Source organism: Alkalihalobacillus sp. FSL W8-0930, assembly GCA_037965595.1.
Taxonomy (GTDB): Bacteria; Bacillota; Bacilli; order Bacillales; family Bacillaceae_D; genus Alkalicoccobacillus.
This window is the reverse complement of sequence record CP150183.1, coordinates 2,384,070-2,404,988: the sequence shown is the minus strand read 5'-3', so window position 1 is coordinate 2,404,988 and position 20,919 is coordinate 2,384,070. Positions and strand designations below refer to the sequence as shown.

The window sequence follows — 20,919 nt, the reverse complement described above, 5'->3', positions numbered from 1 at the left end:
GAGGCTATTATGGAAGATAATCAAATTTTGGAACTAGAGGAAAAAAAGTCTGGCCTAGGAAAAGTTGAGATTTCTCCTGAAGTCATTGAAGTGATTGCAGGGATTGCAGCTCAAGAGGTCGAAGGAATTGCAACCTTACGTGGTAGTTTTGCCACTGATGTAGCTGAACGTTTAGGACGCAAGAATCATGGCAAGGGTGTAAAAGTTGATCTGGATGAAAGTGGCATTATTGTAGATGTCTCTGTTGTGATTGTCTATGGAGCTTCTGTTCCTGAGGTGGCCAATCTTGTTCAGATGAATATTAAGCAAACCTTACTTACGATGACTGCTATTCAGCTTGAGGCGATTAATGTCCATGTTGTTGGGGTGCAATTTGAATCAACAGAACCAGCAAAAGACGAATAAGAGGGTTATCTAACACCTACGTGTAAAAATAGTCTGGCTGCATGTTGGAAAGCATGTATCCAGACTATTTTTGTACAAATTTCGTGAAAAGTACACGAACGTCGACAAAACGATTTTCCACAGACAAAAAAGTGCGTTATACTAGACGTTCATTAGAATTTTTTTAAATGATAAGGAGTTCATATCTATGAATCGACGGGTAGCAAGACTGAGAGCTGCACAAGCTCTATACCAAATTGATGTAACAAAAACAGAACCAGACCAAGCGATGGAAAGTGTACTAAATGATGATGAACAGCCTAGCGAATTCTTTCATCAGCTTGTGCATGGCACGTTAGAACATAAAGAACAACTGGACGGATGGATTTCAAGTAATCTTCAAGGATATACCATTGAGCGAATGGGTCATGTTGACAGAGCTATTGCACGCATGGCACTGTTTGAAATGAAATATATAGACGACATCCCAGCGAATGTAACATTTAACGAGGCCATTGAACTGTCAAAGGCTTTTGGCGGGGAAGAAGCCGGTCGATTTATGAATGGAGTTTTATCAAACTCAGTTGATATGATGAATAGCGAATTAAACGAGTAAGACTAAGTGTATCGTTTATCCACCCTAGTTTATGGGTGTCTTTTGTCTGCAAATTAACTACAACGGAGTGATCATGATGACAGCGGAATTAATGAATGGAAAAGAACTAGCAGCCTCTAAACAAGCAGAAATGAAAGAACGTGTTCAAGCCCTGACAGAACAAGGGATTGTTCCAGGCCTAGCTGTGATTTTAGTTGGAGACAACCAAGCATCACAAACTTATGTGCGTTCCAAGCAACGTTCGTGCGAAAAAGCAGGTATTCATTCAGAGCTTAGACACCTTTCTGATGAGACAACAGAAGAAGAGCTACTTAATCACATTCGTGAGTTAAACGAGGATCCAACGATTGATGGAATACTTGTGCAATTGCCGTTGCCAAAACAAATCTCTGAACAAGCTGTCATTGAAGCCATTAGTCCTACTAAGGATGTAGATGGGTTTCATCCAATCAGCATAGGTAAGATGATGACAGGTGAGAAAACATTCTTACCTTGTACGCCACATGGCATTATCGAGCTACTTAGAGCTTCAAACGTAGACATTGCAGGTAAACACGCCGTTGTAGTAGGTAGAAGTAACATTGTTGGAAAACCTGTCGGGCAGTTATTGTTGAATGAACATGCAACTGTTACGTATTGTCATTCACGAACTCCTGACTTAAATGCCATCACAAAGCAAGCAGATATACTGGTTGTTGCGGTTGGTATAGCAAAATTAATTAAAAAAGAAGACGTGAAACCCGGCGCAGTTGTTGTTGATGTTGGGATGAATCGTGATGAAAATGGAAAGCTTTGTGGTGATGTAGACTTTGCGGATGTAGAGACCGTTGCATCTCATTTAACACCAGTTCCTGGTGGAGTGGGGCCAATGACGATCACGATGCTTCTTGAAAACACGATCGAATCAGCAATTAATCGCTCGTAAGGAGGAATGACATGTCTGAATCGATTGTTTCCGTTTCAGAATTAACACGGTATATTAAAGGGTTACTCGAAACAGACAAGCTCCTTCCTGACGTATGGATTCGAGGAGAACTTTCAAACTTTAAACAGCATAGTCGCGGGCATATGTATTTTTCCGTTAAGGACGAAAATTCACGGATTCAAGCCGTCATGTTTGCAGGTCATAATCGCTACTTAGCGTTTAAGCCTGAGAATGGAATGAAGGTCTTAATTCGTGGAGAGATCAATGTATATGAGCCATATGGTCAATATCAGCTCTATGCAAAAGAGATGCAACCTGATGGAATTGGGAATTTATATTTAGCGTATGAAAAGCTAAAAGAAACGCTTGAAGAAGAAGGCTTATTTTCCGACGAACGAAAAAAGCCTATCCCTGTTTATCCGAAGCGAATTGCTGTTGTTACGTCTCCTACAGGTGCGGCCGTGCGAGATATTCTCACAACGTTAAAAAGGCGTTATCCTATCGCTCAAATCACTCTGCTTCCGGCCTTGGTGCAAGGAGACCAGGCTCCATCCTCTATCGTTCGTGCCATCATGCAGGCCGATGCAGCAGGTGTGTTTGATGTACTAATCGCAGGGCGAGGCGGTGGTTCAATCGAAGAGCTTTGGGCATTTAATGACGAACAGGTTGTTCGAACAATTGCTGAGGCTACGGTTCCAATTATTTCCGCAGTAGGACATGAAACGGATTTTACCATCAGTGATTTTGTGTCTGACTTACGAGCGCCAACTCCAACTGCTGCAGCGGAACTTGCAGTACCCAACCGCTTAGATTTGTTACATAGAACCTTAAGCCATAAGCAACGTCTTTTAGTTGGTATGCGTGAGAGAGTCAAGCAGGAAAGAAGACAGCTTGATCGCTTGCAAAAGTCCTATGCATTCAAGTATCCTGCGCAACTGATCCGCCAGAAGGAACAGGAGCTCGACACGCGAATGGATCAGCTTAAACGAACGATTCAACGTTTAGTTGAAAAGAAAAAAGGACAACACGAGCTACTTGCGAAAAGTGTACTTCAAGCTCATCCGAAAGAACGAATTAAACAATTGCAAGATAAGCTTATGCGTCAGGAACTCTCCTTAAAGCGAGAAACCTCACAATTGGTAACTGCGAAGCAACAGCAATTCCAACACGCACTGCAACAGCTTCAGCTTCTTAGCCCTCTTCAAGTAATGAGTCGAGGCTACAGTCTTGCATATCAACAGATTACCGGTGAGCTTATTAAATCTGTTGATCAAGCAGATCCAGATGAAGTGTTGGAATTACAAGTGACGGATGGAACGTACTTCTGTCAGATTACCGGGAAAGAAAAAAAGATACCGAGGAGTGAATCACATGGCAAATAAAGAAGAAACCATTAGCTTTGAAGAAGCAATGGAGCAGCTAGAAGAGGTTGTAGACAAGCTTGAACAAGGAGATGTGCCTCTTGAACAAGCCATTGAGATGTTCCAACAAGGCATGGACCTATCCAAACAGTGCCATGTGAAACTTGAGCAAATAGAAAAACAAATGGATCAAATTTTACATGAAGATGGTGAAATTGAAGAGCTTGACCTAAGTGGGGAGGACCAGGAGTGACAGCAGAACTAGAACGCTTTATCGAATCATCTAAAGTAGAAATTGAAGCTCAACTGATCCGAACAATCGATGCATTGCAAACACCTGATTCATTAAAAAAATCGATGATCTACTCCTTGCAAGCAGGTGGTAAGCGCATCAGACCTGTTCTGTTAATGGCTGTTCTTAGAGGATATGGTAAGCCAATTAAAAAAGGGATGGACGTAGCCTGCGCCATTGAAATGATTCACACATACTCTTTAATTCACGATGATCTTCCAGCAATGGATGATGATGATCTTCGTCGCGGGAAGCCTACAAATCATAAAGTGTTTGGAGAAGCAACGGCTATCCTCGCTGGTGATGCGTTACTTACCTACAGTTTTCAACTAATTTCAAACGTAGATGAAGATCCTGCTCGTATTGTCTCTCTCATTCGCGAAATTTCCAGGGCAGCTGGGGCGCAAGGTATGGTTGGGGGACAGGTTTCTGATATGGAAGGTGAAAACAAGGAGCTATCTATTGAAGAATTAGAGCATATCCACCATCATAAAACCGGTGATTTAATTATTGGATCGCTTATTGCTGGAGCCATTCTTGCCGATGCGACTGAAGAAGATATCTTGCATCTTAGACAATTTGGAAGGGAATTAGGACTGTTGTTCCAAATTAAAGATGATATTTTAGATATTGAGGGCGATGCGGATACGATCGGAAAACCAGTTGGAAGCGATATAACCAACAATAAAGGAACATACCCAAGCATGCTAGGTATGGATGGGGCTAAAGAAAAACTAACCTACCACCTTGAAGCAGCACTGGCTTCTCTTCGAAACGTACAAATGGATCATTCTTTACTTGAGGATTTGACAAAGTACGTCGCATATCGTAATCACTAATAGTTGTTGGTCTCGGGCGATTCCACTTTGCTGGATCGCCTTTTTTCTTGGCTCTCAAGAAATGCTAAAGGATTACATTTGGGGTAACGCTTCAATTTTTGATATACTAAGATCACAATATGAGATTAGATACAGATTACGGGTCGATAAGATTGACGAAAGTGGGGAAAATGTATATGAGGTTAGAGGACCTTCAACATCCGGCAGCCATTAAAGGCTATTCCAAAAAAGAGCTTCAAGAATTGTCTCAAGATATCCGGGACTTTTTAGTTCAACAGTTATCAGTTACGGGTGGACACCTAGGACCAAATCTTGGGGTTGTTGAGTTAACAATTGCTATGCATTATTTATTTGATAGTCCAAAGGATAAATTTATTTGGGATGTGGGGCATCAAGCCTATGTTCATAAGATTTTAACTGGTAGAGCGGGACAATTTGAAACATTGCGCAAATATAAAGGTCTATGCGGTTTTCCGAAGCGTAATGAAAGTGAGCATGACGTGTGGGAAACAGGTCATAGTTCAACTTCTCTCTCTGCTGCCATGGGAATGGCGACAGCTCGCGATATAAAAGGAACAGATGAGAGTGTGATTGCGGTAATAGGTGATGGTGCATTAACAGGCGGAATGGCATTTGAAGCACTTAACCATATTGGACATGAACAAACAGATCTAATTGTCATTTTAAATGACAACGAAATGTCCATCGCACCAAACGTTGGGGCCTTACACAGTGTGCTTGGTCGATTACGTACGGGCGGGAAGTACAATCGTGCGAAGGATGAGATTGAGAGCTTTATTAAAAAGATTCCTGCAGTCGGCGGTAAACTTGCTTCAACAGCGGAGAAATTCAAAGATAGTATGAAGTACATGATGATTCCTGGTGTTTTCTTTGAGGAGCTTGGTTTTACGTATCTTGGACCGGTTGATGGTCATGATCTTGATGATTTAATGGACAACCTTAAGTATGCTAAGAAAACAAAAGGTCCTGTATTAATTCACCTTCTAACGAAAAAGGGTAAGGGCTACGAGCCTGCTGAAAATGACGCAAAAGGAACATGGCATGGTCTTGGACCATACAAAATTGAGTCTGGAGAAGTCGTTTCTAAACCAGGCCCACCAAGTTATAGTGGTGTATTTGCAAATACTCTCATTAAGAAAGCCAAAACAGATGAGCGTATTGTTGGAATTACAGCAGCTATGCCTGGCGGAACAAAACTCGACGCATTTGGGCAAGTTTTCCCAGACAGAATGTTTGATGTAGGAATTGCTGAGCAGCATGCAACAACGATGGCTGGTGGATTAGCTACTCAAGGATTAAAGCCTGTATTTGCTGTTTATTCAACCTTCCTTCAAAGAGGGTATGATCAATTAGTACATGATATTTGTCGTCAGAATCTTAACGTAGTGTTTGCAATTGACCGTGCAGGACTTGTAGGGGCTGATGGAGAAACACACCAAGGTGTATTTGACATCGCGTATTTAAGACATTTGCCAAACATGACCATTTTGAATCCTAAGGATGAAAATGAACTGCAGAACATGCTTCATACAGCTTTAGAATACAACGATGGCCCGATCGCGGTTAGATATCCTCGTGGTAATGGGTACGGGGTACCAATGGATGAAGAGTTCAAGACCCTTCCAATTGGGAAATGGGAAACGCTTCGTGAAGGAACAGATGGCTGTATCCTCACATTTAGTACAATGATTCCTGTAGCCCAAGAAGCTGCAAAAGCGCTTGAAGCAGAAGGCTTATCAATTCGTGTTGTAAATGCGAACTCAGTGAAGCCACTAGACATTGAGCTTCTAAATAAATTAGCAGAAGAAGAGATTCCAGTGATGACGATTGAAGAAACAGCTCTTCAAGGTGGTTTCGGAAGTGCCGTTCTTGAGCATTTTAACGAACACGGCTATCATCATGTCCAAGTAAGACGACTGGGTATCCCTGATGAATACATTGAGCACGGAGATGTTCCGCAACTACTTGAAGAGATTGGATTAACATCTAAGAACGTGATGAGCCAGCTAGTTGAGTTCATTCCTGCGAAACAGAAAAGAGCATAACCTGTGAAAAAAGAACGCATTGATACATTATTAGTGGATCGGGGGCTACTCGATTCACGAGAAAAAGCCAAGCGTGCTGTGATGGCAGGCTTGGTTTACTCTGGTACGGAACGCTTAGATAAACCAGGAATGAAAATTGATCAGGAGGCACCTCTTGAAGTAAAAGGTCAGCTTATGCCGTACGTCAGTCGCGGTGGTTATAAGCTAGAGAAAGCTTTGAAGGTGTTTGATGTAGATGTACGAGACAAGATTATGATTGATATCGGTGCATCGACTGGTGGTTTCACAGATTGTGCCCTGCAAAATGGAGCATCACTTGTCTATGCGCTTGACGTTGGGTATAATCAGCTTGCTTGGAAAATCAGACAGCACGAGCAGGTTGTTGTGATGGAACGTACGAATTTCCGTTATGTAAAGCCTGAAGACTTACAGGAAGGCTTGCCTGAATTTGCGAGCATTGATGTTTCCTTTATATCTCTAAAACTAATCCTGCCAACATTAAAGACTGTGTTATGTGCAGGTGGCGACGTTCTAGCTTTAGTTAAGCCTCAATTTGAAGCTGGCAGAGAGCAAGTAGGGAAAAAAGGAATCGTACGAGATCCTGCCATACATGAGCAAGTGTTAACTAACGTTAGTAAAATGGCGAATCACGAAGGGTTTCACGTGCGTGCTTTGGACTTTTCACCGATTACAGGTGGAGAAGGCAACATTGAGTTTCTCATGCATCTCACCTTGCCATTGGATGAAAGTGAAACAGTACGTAAGTTAGATCCGGCAACCGTTCAGGACGTTGTGAAACAAGCACAGCAGCTGAATGCAAAAGGATCTGAGGTAGATCAGACATGATGAGAGGGGATTAATGATTCTGTATTGGAATCGTTAGTCCCTTTTTGTTTTAGTGCGGTTGAACGTATAAGAATGTATAAATTGTGTATATTTCTTTATTTTTATGATTTGATCTTTTCGTTTCTTTTTTGATGAAATGGCTTCAGCTATTGTTTTAACAGGCATTTCATATCATAATGGGTGATAAGGAAATCATATGAAAAAGGTGAGTTTATTGAATAAAGGTCAACGACATATTAAGATAAGAGAAGTCATCGCTAATCAAGCCATTGAGACGCAAGAGGACTTAGTTGATTATTTAAAAGGATTAGGTTATAACGTAACTCAAGCAACGGTATCAAGAGACATAAAAGAATTGCATCTTGTAAAGGTGCCAATGCAGGATGGGCGCTACAAGTATAGCCTACCTGCAGATCAACGGTTTAATCCTTTGCAGAAGCTAAAACGTAGCCTTACAGATAGCTTTATCAGTATCGACAGTACGGACAACCTCATTGTGATGAAATGCCTACCGGGTAACGCAAATGCCATTGGAGCATTAATCGATAATCTTGATTGGGAAGAATTGATGGGAACGATTTGTGGAGATGATACCTTATTAATTATCTGTAAGAATAAAAAGGATGGAGAGCTCATTAGTTCTCGATTCTTAGACATGCTATAAGGTGGGGAATCGATGTTAATTGAACTGTCAGTGAGGCATTTTGCCATAATTGAAGAACTGACCATTCCTTTTGAAAGTGGTCTAACCGTTTTAACAGGGGAAACTGGTGCAGGGAAATCCATCATCATCGACGCGATTGGTTTATTGCTGGGCGGTCGTGGTTCTGCAGAATTTGTTCGTCATGGAGAAACAAGAGCAGAGATTGAAGGATTATTTGCAGTGGATACGAAACATCAAGCGGTTTTAAAAGCTGTTGAACTTGGAATTGAAGCGAATGAAGAGCTTATCTTGCGTAGAGAAATTACGAGCCAGGGGAAAAGCATCTGTCGAATTAATGGGAAGCTGGTCACACTTGGCATTCTTCGTGAAATTGGACAATCTTTAGTGGATGTTCATGGCCAGCATGAGCATCAATCATTAATGCAGCCGGACAAGCATCTACGATTTTTGGACCAGTATGCGACAAATAAGCTGAAAACCACATTTCAAGAATATCGTGAGTTATATGAACGGGCTCAAAAAATCAATAAACAAATATCAGCATTAAGTGAAAATGAACAAGAAACCGCTCAGCGCATTGATTTGCTTAGGTATCAATTAGAAGAAATTGAGAAAGCTGAGCTTAAACCGAAAGAAGACGATCAGCTCGAGGAAGATCGCAAACGTTTAGCAAATAGTGAAAAGCTTTACACATTGCTTAGAGATAGCTATGAACGTCTTTATGGTGATGGGCAGGCACTTGATGCGATGAACGACAGTGCAGCTAATCTTGAAACAGCAAGTGATTTAGATCCTAATTTAAAGGCTCTTCATGAAAGTGTAAGCAGCAGCTATTACATGATGGAGGAAGCAGCCTTCTCAATAAGAGAACAGTTGGAGCAAATTGAATTTGATCCTGACCGCTTAGAGTTAATTGAGAACCGTCTTGCTGAAATTCAGCAGCTCAAGCGCAAATATGGAACAACGGTAGAAGAAATTTTAGAATATGCTTCAAGAATTGAAGAAGAGCTTGATACAAAGCTTAATAAGGATGATCGGCTCCATGCCATGCATCAGGAACTTGCAGGTGTTCTTCTTGATTTGACAGTTGAAGCCAAAGCGCTCACAGCAATACGTAAAAAAGCCGCTTTGGAGCTGACAGAAGCGATTCATAAACAGCTTCGTGCCCTTTATATGGAGAAAACAATATTTGAAATCAATATTCAAAGCTCGACATTGGATGAACACAAGGGAATGTCCGCTTTTTCAGCAAATGGGGTAGACCAAGTTGAATTCTTCATTTCAACCAACCCTGGAGAACCGGTTAAACCTCTGGCTAAAGTGGCTTCAGGCGGGGAAATTTCTCGAATCATGCTCGCAATCAAATCCATCTTCTCTACACATCAAGGAGTCACTTCAGTTATTTTTGATGAAGTAGATACCGGTGTAAGTGGACGAGTTGCCCAAGCAATTGCTGAGAAGATTTATACCATTGCTTCTGGCTCGCAGGTGCTGGTCATCACGCATCTACCTCAGGTAGCTGCAATGGCTGATCAACATCTATATATATCGAAGCATGAATCAAAAGATCGTGTATCTACATCTGTAACTGGGTTGAGAGAGCAATCTAAGGTGGAAGAGCTCGCCAGAATGATCTCAGGTGTAGAGGTTACTGAATTAACGAAGCAGCACGCTCACGAATTACTTGATCTTGCTAGCCAGCATAAACACGCTTAAAGGTTATTCATACAAAAGCTACCCATTTAAGGGTAGCTTTTTCTGATGGTTCCAGTTATAAATGTGCTATTTGGAGGCAACATTAATAGTACAGCCACATGAGGTGTGGGTTGGGAGCTAGGAGAGTGAAGAATTTGAAGGTAGAAGGAGTGCGTATGGTAATCGGCATCTTGCTTCTTGCAGGAATGCTGTGCATTGGTTTTTGGAGCCCGATCAAGGAATGGGCACATATCCCAACATCTATATCTGTGTTTAAAGGGGAGTTAGTAACGCTAAAAGCACCAAAACTCTTAACGGTTGACCCGACTCATGATGATTCTACGCTACACATCCAAGACACTGAATCGATTGCAGCGATGAGTGCAGGTACAGAAAAAGTTGTGTTTAGTACAGCTGGTGGATTTCCCGTGAAATCAACAACGGTAGATGTACTACCCGAGCAAAAAGTCATTGCTGGCGGTCAGTCGATTGGAGTAAAACTGAATACAAAAGGTGTATTAGTTGTAGGACATCATTTAATAAAAACGAATACAGGGGAAGTATCACCCGGTGAAACAGCAGGCATTGAAGTAGGCGACATGATTACAAAAATTAATGGTGTCTCTATTGAAAAAATGAGCCAAGTCACACAAGTTGTACAACAGGCAGGAGAGAAAAACCAGGAGTTAAACATTGAATTAAAACGGAATCAACACCCAGTAAATACAACGCTGCAGCCGATTAAAGCAAATGGTGAAAAGTCCTATCGTATGGGTTTATTTATTAGAGATTCGGCAGCAGGAGTAGGTACCATGACCTTTTATGATCCCCAGTCTAAGAAATTTGGTGCATTAGGGCATGTCATTTCTGATTCAGACACACATAAACCAATTGCAGTGCATGATGGAGAAGTGTTGCGATCATCTGTCACATCGATTGAAAAAGGAAGTCATGGGGATCCTGGAGAAAAGCTAGCGAGTTTTTCTAAGAACCGAGAAATTCTAGGACAAATTAATAAAAATAGTTCGTTTGGAATTTTTGGTACACTTAACAAAGCGGACTTAAAAAATGATATTATGGATAAGGAACTACCAATTGCCTTGTCTAATCAGATAAAAGAAGGACCTGCTAAGATCTTAACTGTGGTCAGTGGGGAAAAAGTAGAAGAATTTGATATTGAAATTGTAAATGCCATTCAACAAAAGCAACCAGCTACTAAAGGACTTGTTTTAAAAGTAACGGATCCTAAGCTGCTTGAAGCAACAGGTGGCATTGTTCAAGGGATGAGTGGAAGTCCAATCATACAAGACGGAAAATTGGTTGGTGCGGTAACTCATGTGTTTGTGAATGATCCAACGTCGGGTTATGGCTGTCATATTGGGTGGATGCTTGAAGAAGCAGGAGTAACAAATGATCTTAAACAGGCTAAAGCGAGTTAACTCGTTAGCCTGTTTATTATTTTCATATAGGTATCTTCTTACTAAAGATTATTCGACAAATTTATATAATATCTTATTTAATTAATCGAATTGAAGCGAATAACGAAGAAAAATTAAGTATTTGTAAAAGAATAAGGATTATTTTTAAAAAATAAAGGACTTAGAATCAAACTGTCGAATTGATTACATACAGTAAACTTACAATTGAACTCAAGGAGGATGTTTTGTGGATAAAATAAAAGTATGTGTTGTGGATGATAATAGGGAATTGGTTAATTTACTTAGTGAATATATTTCGGCTCAAGAAGATATGACAATAGCCGGTGTAGCATATAATGGGCAAGAGTGCTTAAGTTTGGTTGAAGATAAGCAACCAGATGTTTTATTATTAGACATCATTATGCCTCATTTAGATGGACTTGCGGTACTCGAGCGCATCAATTCTGGTAGCGGACATAAGCCTAACATCATTATGCTTACAGCTTTTGGTCAAGAAGATGTGACAAAAAAAGCGGTAGATCTTGGTGCTTCTTATTATGTACTTAAACCATTTGATATGGAAATCCTTGTCTCTAAAGTTCGAGAAATTGGCGGCAAGAAAGCAGGCATTACGCAAAAAACATCAACCTTTACGATGAATCACGCTCCTTCGAGATCAGATAAGAGATTTAACTTGGATGCAAGCATCACAGCAATTATCCATGAAATTGGTGTTCCGGCACACATTAAAGGATACATGTACCTTAGAGAAGCAATCACAATGGTTTACAATGACATCGAGTTATTAGGATCAATCACAAAGGTTCTTTATCCGGATATCGGAAAAAAATTCAATACTACATCGAGTCGTGTGGAACGTGCGATTCGTCATGCGATTGAAGTAGCTTGGAGCCGTGGGAACATTGAATCCATTTCTAGTTTGTTTGGATATACCGTTAGTCAATCAAAAGCAAAACCGACTAACAGTGAGTTTATTGCGATGGTAGCAGATAAGTTACGTATTGAGCATAAGGTTGGCTAAACATTTAATTATTCTGATCTAAGACATCTTACATTTGTACAATAAAAGTAGCTTTCGATGCGTAGTAGGACATACCATTGAAGGCTTTTTTATTTAGACATTATTTTCAAAATGACAGAACTATTTCTCACTCCACGTTTATATATATAGATAAATGAATGAACTTATGGAGGAGCATAGTGAGTATGATGCCAAAGAGAAAAAGCATGTGGTTCACCTTAGTAGGTGTAGTCGTCATTCTTATGTCCTGTGGACAATCAGCTAATGTGACAGAAGCTTATTTTGAAGCACCTAAACCAGAAGATAAGGATTTTTTATCGTATTCAGGCTTAAGCGACCCGTTTCACTTTGAGTCTGTAGTGGACGAGACCTTAAAAACAGTTAAAGATGGTCGCGAGGTAATATGGATGGATGACTATAGTGGTCGATACGGTCCGTTGCAGGAAGGTGTTATTTGTGGAGCGTGGTTATGTTTAGAGCCTGGAACGTTACCAACGTCGGCATATTTTGCGGAGGACGGGTACATCTACGACCGGATAACACCAGGGATTTGGGAAGTATTCTGGGACAAGGATCAAATGGAACAGTGGGAATTCTATCCGTTTTATCAAGAAGAGCCAGCTGACTAATGATCAGCTGGCTCTTTATGGTTAACCCTATTTTTTTGTAGACGTTGCTTCTCTTTGAGGGCGTGACAGTCGGATTAAGTTAAAGACACTAGATAAGGCAATACCGATTCCAAGGATTAGATACAACGTATCACGTCCGGACGAGGAAGTTGAAATAAAATACGCTGAAATCACACCGATCGCAAATATTAAAATGAAGCTATGAAACGTAAGTAATAATCGTTTGGACAAGCAAATTCGCTCCTTCTTAACGGAATACGCTTAGTATATCGTACTTTACCAATTAAACAAACGAAGAATGTTTATGTACTGTCTGCGCATACTAGACGAAAAGATGTCTCGTGGAGGTTTATGGCAATGACTCAAACCATACAAGGGCAAGCGTTTGAAGGTAAACGAACAAAAGAGCTTCTTCATAGAGTTCCTGATCATGCCGTTCTCCTATTGTGGCATGAGGATCTGGACTCAGTCACAACGGATGCCATACTCGAGAAAAAAGTAAAGGCTGTTGTTAATCGTAGACAGTCAATGACTGGTACCTATGAACATGATAATATCATTCGTCTTTTAAGTGCAGGCGTTACTGTTTGTGATGTAACAGAGTGGAGTGAATGGGAAGGCGTGTTAAATGGAGCGACGATTTGCATTAGAGATCATAACTTACTCTTAAAACATCAAAACGAGTATAAGGAACTAGCAAAGGTTGATTTCTACACGCTTGAGAAAGTTCACCTACTAAATGAAAAAGCAAAAGCATATTTTCCGAGCATGTTTGAAGCATTTATTGAAAATACACTTCATCATGCGAAAAGCAATCTAGCTGACTTTTTAGATCCAATGAAGCTTCCTGCTGCGTTTCAAGAGCTCAAACATCAGCAAGTATTTATTGTCGCACGTAATGGAAAATACAAGCATGATGTGAAAGCGATGAAACGATGGATTCTTTTAACGAATCCATTCATTGTAGCGATTGATGGGGCAGCAGATGGATTGCTTGACCTAGGACTCGTACCCCATTTTATTATAGGTGATATGGATTCAATTTCAACATCTGCGCTTCAGTGTGGAGCAAGTCTGATCTGTCATTCTTTTACGAACGGTGAGTCGCCGGGACGTGCACGTGTCAGCTCACTAGGACTGGAATCTCATTGTGTGGATTTTATAGGTACGAGTGAAGATGTAGCCATTCGAGCGATGCATGAAGCCGGGGTGGAGCATATGTATTTAATTGGGTGCCGCTTTGGAATAAAGGAGTTTATGGAGAAACAAAGACAAGGCATGGGGTCTACCATTTTAGCACGGATGGAATCAGGTGATCGTATGACGGACTTAAAAGGAATTCATCGCCTGTTTGAAGGGACGTCCTTTGTATCTCAGGTCAAACGTATGCGTCACGAGCTCAGGGCAGAAGCAAAAGAACTGCAAAAAATGGTCGGTCGTGGATATAGGTTGTTTGTTAGAAAGGGTGAATTCAGACATGACTAGAGTTTCGATTGTCATTCCTGCTTACAACGAGCAAGAGCGGTTAGCTGCGACCATTCAGGCGGCAAGAGCCATTCCCTATGAACATGAAATCATTTGTGTGAATGATGGAAGTATAGATTTAACTGCTGAAATTGCTGAAGAGTTAGCTGACCTGCATATTCTTCTTCCTCAGAATAAAGGAAAGGGACATGCGTTACAAACAGGCTGGATGCGTGCAAAAGGTTCTTATATCATTTGTTTAGATGCTGATCTAGCAGACTCAGCAAGCCAAGCGCATCACTTGCTAGACCCACTAATGAAAAAAGAAGCGGATCTAACTATTTCAAAGGTTCCGCACCTTGGACGTGGAGGAAACGGGTTTGTGAAATCAAAGGTTCAGCGCTTGATACATGATCAAACTGGGGTCTGGTTAGATGCCCCCTTATCTGGTCAGAGGGCTTTTCAAAGAAGATGGCTCAGGCTGCTACTAAGTAAAAACTATATTGGTTATGGAATTGAAACGATGATGTGTTTACACATGATTCATGGAGGAGCAAGGCTACTCGAGATTGAGTCAGACATGCGGCATCGTGAAATGGGGCGTAATCTAACAGGCGTTATGCATCGATATAATCAGTGGCGTCAGATTAGAAAACAGTTAAAAGGTGAGTCACAATGATATTGTTAATGCTGACGTTACCCATTATCGCCTTTACGAGTATGTGTGCTTTTTATGAAGCAAGATGGACAGTACGTAATTATGAACAAACAATTGTTCCATACAGCCTAGGGGTATTTGTTGTTTATAGCTATGCGGTCATGTGTGCCTTTCCACCTAATGAATCGGCTGTTTTTACTTATACGTCTTTAGGTTATGTTATTGGTATATGGATTATTGGATTTATTGATGACCGGTACGGTGATGGTGAACCCAAAGGCATTCGTGGTCATATCGGTGTCTTTTTAAATGATCGGAGATGGACAACTGGGTTAATTAAAGCGGTAGGGACGATTTTACTAGCCGGGGTTTATACCTTTTTAAGCCAACCTCAATCAGCAATCACAAGTATTATGATGTTTATGCTTCTATGCCTGTTTCCGCACATCATGAACTTATTTGATACCCGCCCTTTACGAGTGTGGAAAATTTCCTTAATGGTATCAGCTGTCATTGTTGCCTTTATGCCGATTCCAAGGTTTTCAACCCTGGTCTATGTACTGACCATTTTCTATTTGGTGTATGTGATGGAGGGGGAGAGAAAGGCAGTACTTGGTGATAACGGTGCTACAGCTACTGGAGCGATTCTAGCTGTTTGGCTTACGCATGAAGGATCTATGGAATTACAATATTTTAGCGTAACCATTTTGTTTCTGTTATTGCTTGCAGCAGAACGAGTATCATTTTCAATTTGGATTGCGGAGCGACCGTTTTTTAGATGGATGGATGGGATTGGGGTCATGAAGAAAGAATGACCCTCTCCTATCCTTCTTTTTTTACAAAACGCGGGGCAACCTTCCCATTTTTGCGGTCGCGATGAAGAATAAACCCTCCGATAAATGCAAAACCAATAAAAAATAATATAATTCCGGCTAGAAATTGTAGTGAGATGGAAGAGAAAGGGGGTTGGATAATATGAAAAAATGCATCTCTCATTAACTTGATTCCGAAACCAGCCAAAAAGATAGGGATTAGAAGAATAATTAATGCTAAAAAGCGTCCCATAAAAAGCCTCCTTGAAAACGTTCTTATCATATTGTAGCGAAAAAAAGACAAGAAGTATATGCCTGAATGTTGCATGATTTTTAATTTTGAGTAATAATATAAGAGTAAGTTTTAGGACCTAGTCATAAAACAGAGTAAATTCTGTTCAATAAATGTTCAAATTATCTGTGAAATCGCGTAGCCATAGGATTTAAGCAACCTGCGTGATATACTTGAATGGCGCATTTTGCTATGGGAGTTTTATGATGAATCGGTATATAGAGCTAATAATTCATTATAATTTGAGAGACATTTTGCGAGTAAGCATGAAGAAATAGAGAACATGCTACACACATTTTGACCTTCCAAAAGACTAAAGGAGGAATCGCGATGAATCTTTTCTCAACAATGGAAACATATGATTATGAACAGGTGGTTGTATGTCAGGATAAAACATCCGGACTTAAGGCTATCATTGCTATTCATGACACGACCCTTGGCCCCGCTTTAGGTGGAACAAGAATGTGGAATTATGCAAGTGAAGAGGAAGCATTTGAAGATGCCCTCAGACTTTCAAGAGGAATGACATACAAGAATGCAGCAGCTGGACTCAATTTAGGTGGGGGAAAAACAGTCATCATTGGTGACCCCAGAAAAGATAAAAACGAAGAAATGTTTCGTGCGTTTGGACGCTACATACAAGGATTAAATGGTCGTTATATTACCGCAGAAGATGTTGGAACAACAGTGGCTGATATGGACATCATTCATGAGGAAACAGATTATGTAACAGGGATCTCTCCTGCATTTGGAGCTTCTGGGAATCCTTCCCCTGTCACAGCATACGGTGTTTTTGTCGGAATGAAAGCTGCCGCCAAAGCCGCGTACGGAGATGAGAATCTTGCAGGCAAGAAGATTGCCGTACAGGGTGTGGGAAATGTATCCTATCAACTGTGTAAGTATTTGCATGAAGAAGGTGCAGAGCTGATTGTAACGGATATCTATGAAGCTTCTGCTAAGCGTGCGGTTGAAGATTTTGGTGCGGCATATGTCACTCCAGACGAAATCTATAGTGTTGCCTGCGATATTTTCTCGCCTAACGCACTTGGAGCCATTATAAATGACGATACGCTAGCTCATATTAAAGCAACTGTGATTGCAGGAGCAGCAAACAATCAATTAAAAGAAGAGCGCCACGGCGAGCGTTTAAAAGAGATGGGTATAGCCTACGCTCCTGACTACGTCATTAACGCGGGCGGTGTGATAAACGTAGCAGATGAATTAAAAGGCTATAATCGTGATCGTGCGATGAAAAAAGTAGAAGGCATTTACGATAATGTGGCGAAAGTATTTGAGATTGCCAGACGTGATGGGTTATCTACAAATGTTGCTGCAGATCGTATGGCTGAAGAGCGTATTGAAAACTTACGTCGTTCTCGTAAGCAATTTGTTCGCGATGGACATCATTTATTATCACGTTCAAGAATCGGACAGCAAAAGTAAAAGGTTTTAAAGGAGGAGACACCATGGCGGAAGATTATGATCTAGTCATTCTAGGCGGTGGAACAGGCGGTTATGTAGCCGCAATTAGAGCAGCTCAAGAAGGGCTCAAAACAGCAATCGTAGAACAAGAGAAGATTGGTGGAACGTGTCTTCACAAAGGATGTATTCCAAGTAAAGCACTGCTAAAAAGTGCGGAGGTTCTTAGAACCGCAAAAGAAGCAGAGGAATTTGGAGTAACAACCACAGGTGTCTCCTTTGACTTTAAAGCTGCACAAAGAAGAAAACAAAAAGTGGTCGATCAGCTCCATAAAGGCGTTAAGTATTTAATGGAACGCGGCAAAATTGATGTATATGAAGGAAAGGGTCGAATTCTGGGCCCTTCTATCTTTTCACCAACTCCTGGAACCATCTCAGTTGAGAGAAGTAATGATGAGAACTTAATGCTTATCGGCAAAAATGTCATTGTTGCAACAGGTTCAACGCCTCGTTCACTTCCAGGGCTCGAAATTGATGGAACCCACATACTCACATCAGATCATGCCCTTACACTCGAGTATCTCCCAGCTTCTATGCTTATTGTAGGGGGAGGAGTTATTGGCGTGGAATGGGCATCAATGTTAAACGATTTTGGTGTAGATATCACTATCGTTGAATACGGAGAACGAATTCTACCAACAGAAGATGCTGACATTGCAAAAGAAGCAGCGAAACAGCTTCAAGCTAGAGGCATCAAGATTCAAACCAATGTGAACGTACAAACAGATCAACTTGTGAAAGAAGAAAATCATGTGAAAATCACAGGTATGGTGGGTGATGAAAAGCTCACGTTTGAAGCAGAAAAAATCCTAGTTTGCGTCGGACGGGCTGGTAATACATCAGACATCGGTTTACACAATACAGAGATTGACGTACAAAGTGGCTTCATTCAAGTCAATGAATTCGGTCAAACAAAAGAATCACATATCTATGCGATCGGAGATGTGATCGGCGGGATGCAGCTTGCTCATGTGGCCTCACATGAAGGAATTCTTGCTGTAGAGCACATTATAGGAGCAAATCCAGAACCGATTAAGTATGAAACAGTGCCAAGCTGCATTTATAGCTATCCTGAAATGGCTTCTGTTGGCTTAACAGAGGACGAGGCGAAGAAGCGTAACCTACCATTAAAAGTGGGGACGTTCTCTTTCCAAGCCATCGGAAAAGCACTTGTCCAAGGCGAAACAAATGGCTTTGTTAAACTCATTGCTAATAAAGAAAATGATGATTTGATTGGGGTCCATATCATAGGACCACATGCAACTGACTTAATTTCAGAGGCTGCCATTGCAAAAGTGCTTGATGCGGCAAGCTGGGAAGTGGCTCATACGATTCACCCACATCCAACATTGTCGGAGGCTATAGGTGAGGCAGCACTAGCGGCAAATGGTCGTGCCATTCATGGATAAGCAGTACGTTAAGGAGGAGAGTTATGATTACGAATAAACACCATTCACTTGGTTTAATCGACGAAACCGTCATTGATATGTATGAATATATGCTGCATTCAAGAAGACTGGATGAGCGTCTTTGGTTATTAAACCGCGCAGGAAAAATTCCGTTCACGATCTCATGTCAGGGGCAGGAGGCAGCGCAGATTGGAGCAGCTTTTGCGCTTGACCAACAAAAGGACTATATCCTGCCATATTATCGTGATCTAGGCGTTGTTCTAACGTTTGGCATGACAACAAAAGAATTGATGCTGTCAGCCTTTGCAAAAGCTGAGGATCCAAACTCAGGTGGACGCCAAATGCCCGGACATTTCGGTCACCGTGTAAAGCGGATTGTGACCGGATCGTCTCCTGTAACAACACAGGTACCACATGCTGTTGGAATGGCATTAGCCGCAAAAATGGAGAAAAAGGACCTTGTTGTGTTTACTACGTTTGGGGAAGGATCTTCAAATCAGGGAGATTTCCACGAAGGAGCAAACTTTGCGGGTGTGCATAAGCTTCCAGTTATTTTAATGTGTGAAAACAACCAATATGCGATCTCTGTACCAGTAGAAAAGCAACTAGGATGTGCGCGTGTATCTGATCGTGCCATCGGTTATGGCATGCCTGGTATAACAGTGGATGGAAATGACCCAATTGCTGTTTATGCGGCTGTTAAAGAAGCTGCAGATCGTGGTCGTCGCGGGGAAGGTGCTACTTTAATTGAGACGGTTTCGTACCGTTTAACACCTCATTCAAGTGATGATGATGATCGTGCTTACAGAACAAGAGAAGAAGTTGAGGAAGCAAAGAGTAAGGATGCGCTTCTTACGTTCCGAGAGTATTTAGTTAAGGAAGGCTTGCTTGAAGAGCAGGCTGAACAAGAAATGGAAGACCGTATTGCACAAATCATTGATGAGGCAACCGAATATGCAGAACAGGCGCCTTACGCTGATCCTGAGAGCTTGCATTTACATGTGTATGAAGAGCAGGAGGGTTCATTATGACGGTGATATCTTACATTGAATCAATTACTCAAGCATTAAAAGAAGAAATGGAACGCGACGAAAAAGTGTTTGTCCTAGGCGAAGACGTTGGCGCGCGTGGCGGTGTATTCCGAGCTACAGCTGGACTGTATGAACAATTCGGCGAGGATCGAGTGCTAGATACACCGCTTGCAGAATCAGCAATCGTTGGTGTAGGAATTGGAGCAGCGATGTACGGGATGCGTCCGGTTGCTGAAATTCAGTTCGCTGACTTCATTATGCCTGCAGTGAACCAAATCGTCTCAGAAGCTGCAAAAATTCGCTATCGTTCAAACAATGATTGGCAAAGTCCAATCACGATCCGCGCCCCATACGGTGGTGGTGTTCACGGAGCGCTTTATCACTCTCAAAGTGTAGAGAAAATGTTTGCTGGGACGCCAGGTTTGAAGATTGTCATGCCATCTACACCATACGATGCTAAAGGACTTTTAAAAGCTGCGATTCGTTCAAACGATCCTGTACTATTCTTTGAGCATAAGCGTGCCTATCGTTTAATTAAGGGTGAGGTTCCAGAGGGCGATTATACACTGCCAATTGGTAAGGCGGATGTGAAGCGCGAAGGAGAAGATCTAACTGTTATCACGTACGGACTAGCTGTTCATTTTGCGATGCAAGCGGCTGAACGCTTAGAAAAAGATGGGTATTCTACTCATATCCTAGATCTTCGTACCGTTTATCCTCTGGACAAGGAAGCGATTATTGAAGCAGCTTCTAAAACAGGGAAAGTGCTCCTTGTGACTGAAGATAACTTAGAAGGAAGTATCATTGGTGAGGTAGCAGCAATCATTGCTGAGAACTGTCTGTTTGACCTAGATGCCCCAATTAAGCGTCTAGCTGGACCAGATACACCAGCCATGCCATATGCTCCAACCATGGAAAAAGAATTTATGATTAACCCAGATAAAGTGGAAAAAGCAATGAGAGAGCTTGCTGAGTTTTAATGCAAAGGAGTTGGTCG

At 41.4% G+C, this 20,919-nt stretch carries 22 protein-coding genes; 20 read left to right on the top strand and 2 right to left on the bottom strand.

Annotation, left to right across the window (positions count from 1 at the left end; all coding sequences use genetic code 11):
- The first annotated feature begins 9 nt into the window (after positions 1-9).
- From NSQ54_12825 to NSQ54_12765, 13 genes are all read left to right on the top strand, one after another.
- Entirely contained in the window at positions 10-405 is a 396-nt protein-coding gene (locus NSQ54_12825; protein ID WYP25208.1) for an Asp23/Gls24 family envelope stress response protein, read from the top strand.
- 187 nt (positions 406-592) lie between these two features.
- Entirely contained in the window at positions 593-1,000 is a 408-nt protein-coding gene (nusB, locus tag NSQ54_12820; protein ID WYP25207.1) for a transcription antitermination factor NusB, read from the top strand.
- Between the two features lie 76 nt (positions 1,001-1,076).
- Positions 1,077-1,925: a bifunctional methylenetetrahydrofolate dehydrogenase/methenyltetrahydrofolate cyclohydrolase FolD gene (gene folD / locus NSQ54_12815; protein WYP25206.1), complete on the top strand. Its 849-nt coding sequence runs from the start codon at positions 1,077-1,079 to the stop codon at positions 1,923-1,925.
- 11 nt (positions 1,926-1,936) lie between these two features.
- On the top strand, positions 1,937-3,307 hold the full coding sequence (gene xseA / locus NSQ54_12810; protein ID WYP25205.1) for an exodeoxyribonuclease VII large subunit: 1,371 nt from the start codon (positions 1,937-1,939) through the stop codon (positions 3,305-3,307).
- Positions 3,297-3,539 (top strand): exodeoxyribonuclease VII small subunit, encoded by a 243-nt coding sequence (gene xseB, locus NSQ54_12805; GenBank protein WYP25204.1) that lies wholly within the window; start codon positions 3,297-3,299, stop codon positions 3,537-3,539. The genes xseA and xseB overlap by 11 nt, the downstream gene beginning before the upstream one ends.
- Positions 3,536-4,417, top strand: coding sequence for a polyprenyl synthetase family protein (locus tag NSQ54_12800; GenBank protein WYP25203.1), 882 nt, complete (start codon positions 3,536-3,538; stop codon positions 4,415-4,417). Before xseB ends, NSQ54_12800 begins: the two co-directional genes overlap by 4 nt.
- A gap of 176 nt (positions 4,418-4,593) precedes the next feature.
- Positions 4,594-6,483 carry a 1-deoxy-D-xylulose-5-phosphate synthase gene (gene dxs / locus NSQ54_12795; protein WYP25202.1) on the top strand — a complete coding sequence of 630 codons (1,890 nt, stop codon included), beginning with the start codon at positions 4,594-4,596 and terminating at the stop codon, positions 6,481-6,483.
- A 3-nt stretch (positions 6,484-6,486) separates the two neighbouring features.
- On the top strand, positions 6,487-7,329 hold the full coding sequence (locus tag NSQ54_12790; GenBank protein ID WYP25201.1) for a TlyA family RNA methyltransferase: 843 nt from the start codon (positions 6,487-6,489) through the stop codon (positions 7,327-7,329).
- Between the two features lie 214 nt (positions 7,330-7,543).
- On the top strand, positions 7,544-7,993 hold the full coding sequence (argR, locus tag NSQ54_12785) for a transcriptional regulator ArgR (GenBank protein WYP25200.1): 450 nt from the start codon (positions 7,544-7,546) through the stop codon (positions 7,991-7,993).
- Positions 7,994-8,005: 12 nt separating this feature from the next.
- The gene (recN, locus tag NSQ54_12780; GenBank protein ID WYP25199.1) at positions 8,006-9,709 is read left to right on the top strand and encodes a DNA repair protein RecN; all 1,704 of its coding nucleotides are present in this window, start codon (positions 8,006-8,008) and stop codon (positions 9,707-9,709) included.
- A 134-nt stretch (positions 9,710-9,843) separates the two neighbouring features.
- On the top strand, positions 9,844-11,127 hold the full coding sequence (gene spoIVB, locus NSQ54_12775) for a SpoIVB peptidase (protein WYP28557.1): 1,284 nt from the start codon (positions 9,844-9,846) through the stop codon (positions 11,125-11,127).
- 226 nt (positions 11,128-11,353) lie between these two features.
- Positions 11,354-12,148 (top strand): sporulation transcription factor Spo0A, encoded by a 795-nt coding sequence (gene spo0A / locus NSQ54_12770; GenBank protein WYP25198.1) that lies wholly within the window; start codon positions 11,354-11,356, stop codon positions 12,146-12,148.
- Between the two features lie 185 nt (positions 12,149-12,333).
- On the top strand, positions 12,334-12,777 hold the full coding sequence (locus tag NSQ54_12765) for a hypothetical protein (GenBank protein ID WYP25197.1): 444 nt from the start codon (positions 12,334-12,336) through the stop codon (positions 12,775-12,777).
- Positions 12,778-12,804: 27 nt separating this feature from the next.
- Here the strand turns inward: NSQ54_12765 and NSQ54_12760 are convergent, their stop codons facing one another.
- A complete protein-coding gene (locus tag NSQ54_12760) occupies positions 12,805-13,008 on the bottom strand; it encodes a hypothetical protein (protein ID WYP25196.1) in 204 nt (67 codons plus the stop codon).
- A 126-nt stretch (positions 13,009-13,134) separates the two neighbouring features.
- Here NSQ54_12760 and steA point away from each other — a divergent pair, with 126 nt between their 5' ends.
- Genes steA through NSQ54_12745 form a run of 3 tightly spaced genes read left to right on the top strand, consistent with a single transcriptional unit; the run spans position 13,135 to position 15,714 of the window.
- A complete protein-coding gene (gene steA, locus NSQ54_12755; GenBank protein ID WYP25195.1) occupies positions 13,135-14,262 on the top strand; it encodes a putative cytokinetic ring protein SteA in 1,128 nt (375 codons plus the stop codon).
- A complete protein-coding gene (locus NSQ54_12750) occupies positions 14,255-14,920 on the top strand; it encodes a glycosyltransferase family 2 protein (GenBank protein WYP25194.1) in 666 nt (221 codons plus the stop codon). Before steA ends, NSQ54_12750 begins: the two co-directional genes overlap by 8 nt.
- The gene (locus NSQ54_12745) at positions 14,917-15,714 is read left to right on the top strand and encodes a hypothetical protein (GenBank protein WYP25193.1); all 798 of its coding nucleotides are present in this window, start codon (positions 14,917-14,919) and stop codon (positions 15,712-15,714) included. The genes NSQ54_12750 and NSQ54_12745 overlap by 4 nt, the downstream gene beginning before the upstream one ends.
- 7 nt (positions 15,715-15,721) lie before the next feature.
- Here NSQ54_12745 and NSQ54_12740 read toward each other — a convergent pair whose 3' ends face one another.
- Complete coding sequence (locus tag NSQ54_12740; protein WYP25192.1) at positions 15,722-15,964, bottom strand: DUF2627 domain-containing protein; 243 nt, start codon at positions 15,962-15,964, stop codon at positions 15,722-15,724.
- 369 nt (positions 15,965-16,333) lie between these two features.
- Here NSQ54_12740 and NSQ54_12735 point away from each other — a divergent pair, with 369 nt between their 5' ends.
- Genes NSQ54_12735 through NSQ54_12720 form a run of 4 tightly spaced genes read left to right on the top strand, consistent with a single transcriptional unit; the run spans position 16,334 to position 20,902 of the window.
- Positions 16,334-17,446: a Glu/Leu/Phe/Val dehydrogenase gene (locus tag NSQ54_12735; protein ID WYP25191.1), complete on the top strand. Its 1,113-nt coding sequence runs from the start codon at positions 16,334-16,336 to the stop codon at positions 17,444-17,446.
- A gap of 23 nt (positions 17,447-17,469) precedes the next feature.
- Positions 17,470-18,891, top strand: coding sequence for a dihydrolipoyl dehydrogenase (gene lpdA / locus NSQ54_12730; GenBank protein ID WYP25190.1), 1,422 nt, complete (start codon positions 17,470-17,472; stop codon positions 18,889-18,891).
- 23 nt (positions 18,892-18,914) lie between these two features.
- On the top strand, positions 18,915-19,922 hold the full coding sequence (locus NSQ54_12725; protein ID WYP25189.1) for a thiamine pyrophosphate-dependent dehydrogenase E1 component subunit alpha: 1,008 nt from the start codon (positions 18,915-18,917) through the stop codon (positions 19,920-19,922).
- On the top strand, positions 19,919-20,902 hold the full coding sequence (locus tag NSQ54_12720) for an alpha-ketoacid dehydrogenase subunit beta (protein WYP25188.1): 984 nt from the start codon (positions 19,919-19,921) through the stop codon (positions 20,900-20,902). The genes NSQ54_12725 and NSQ54_12720 overlap by 4 nt, the downstream gene beginning before the upstream one ends.
- Positions 20,903-20,919: the final 17 nt, after the last annotated feature.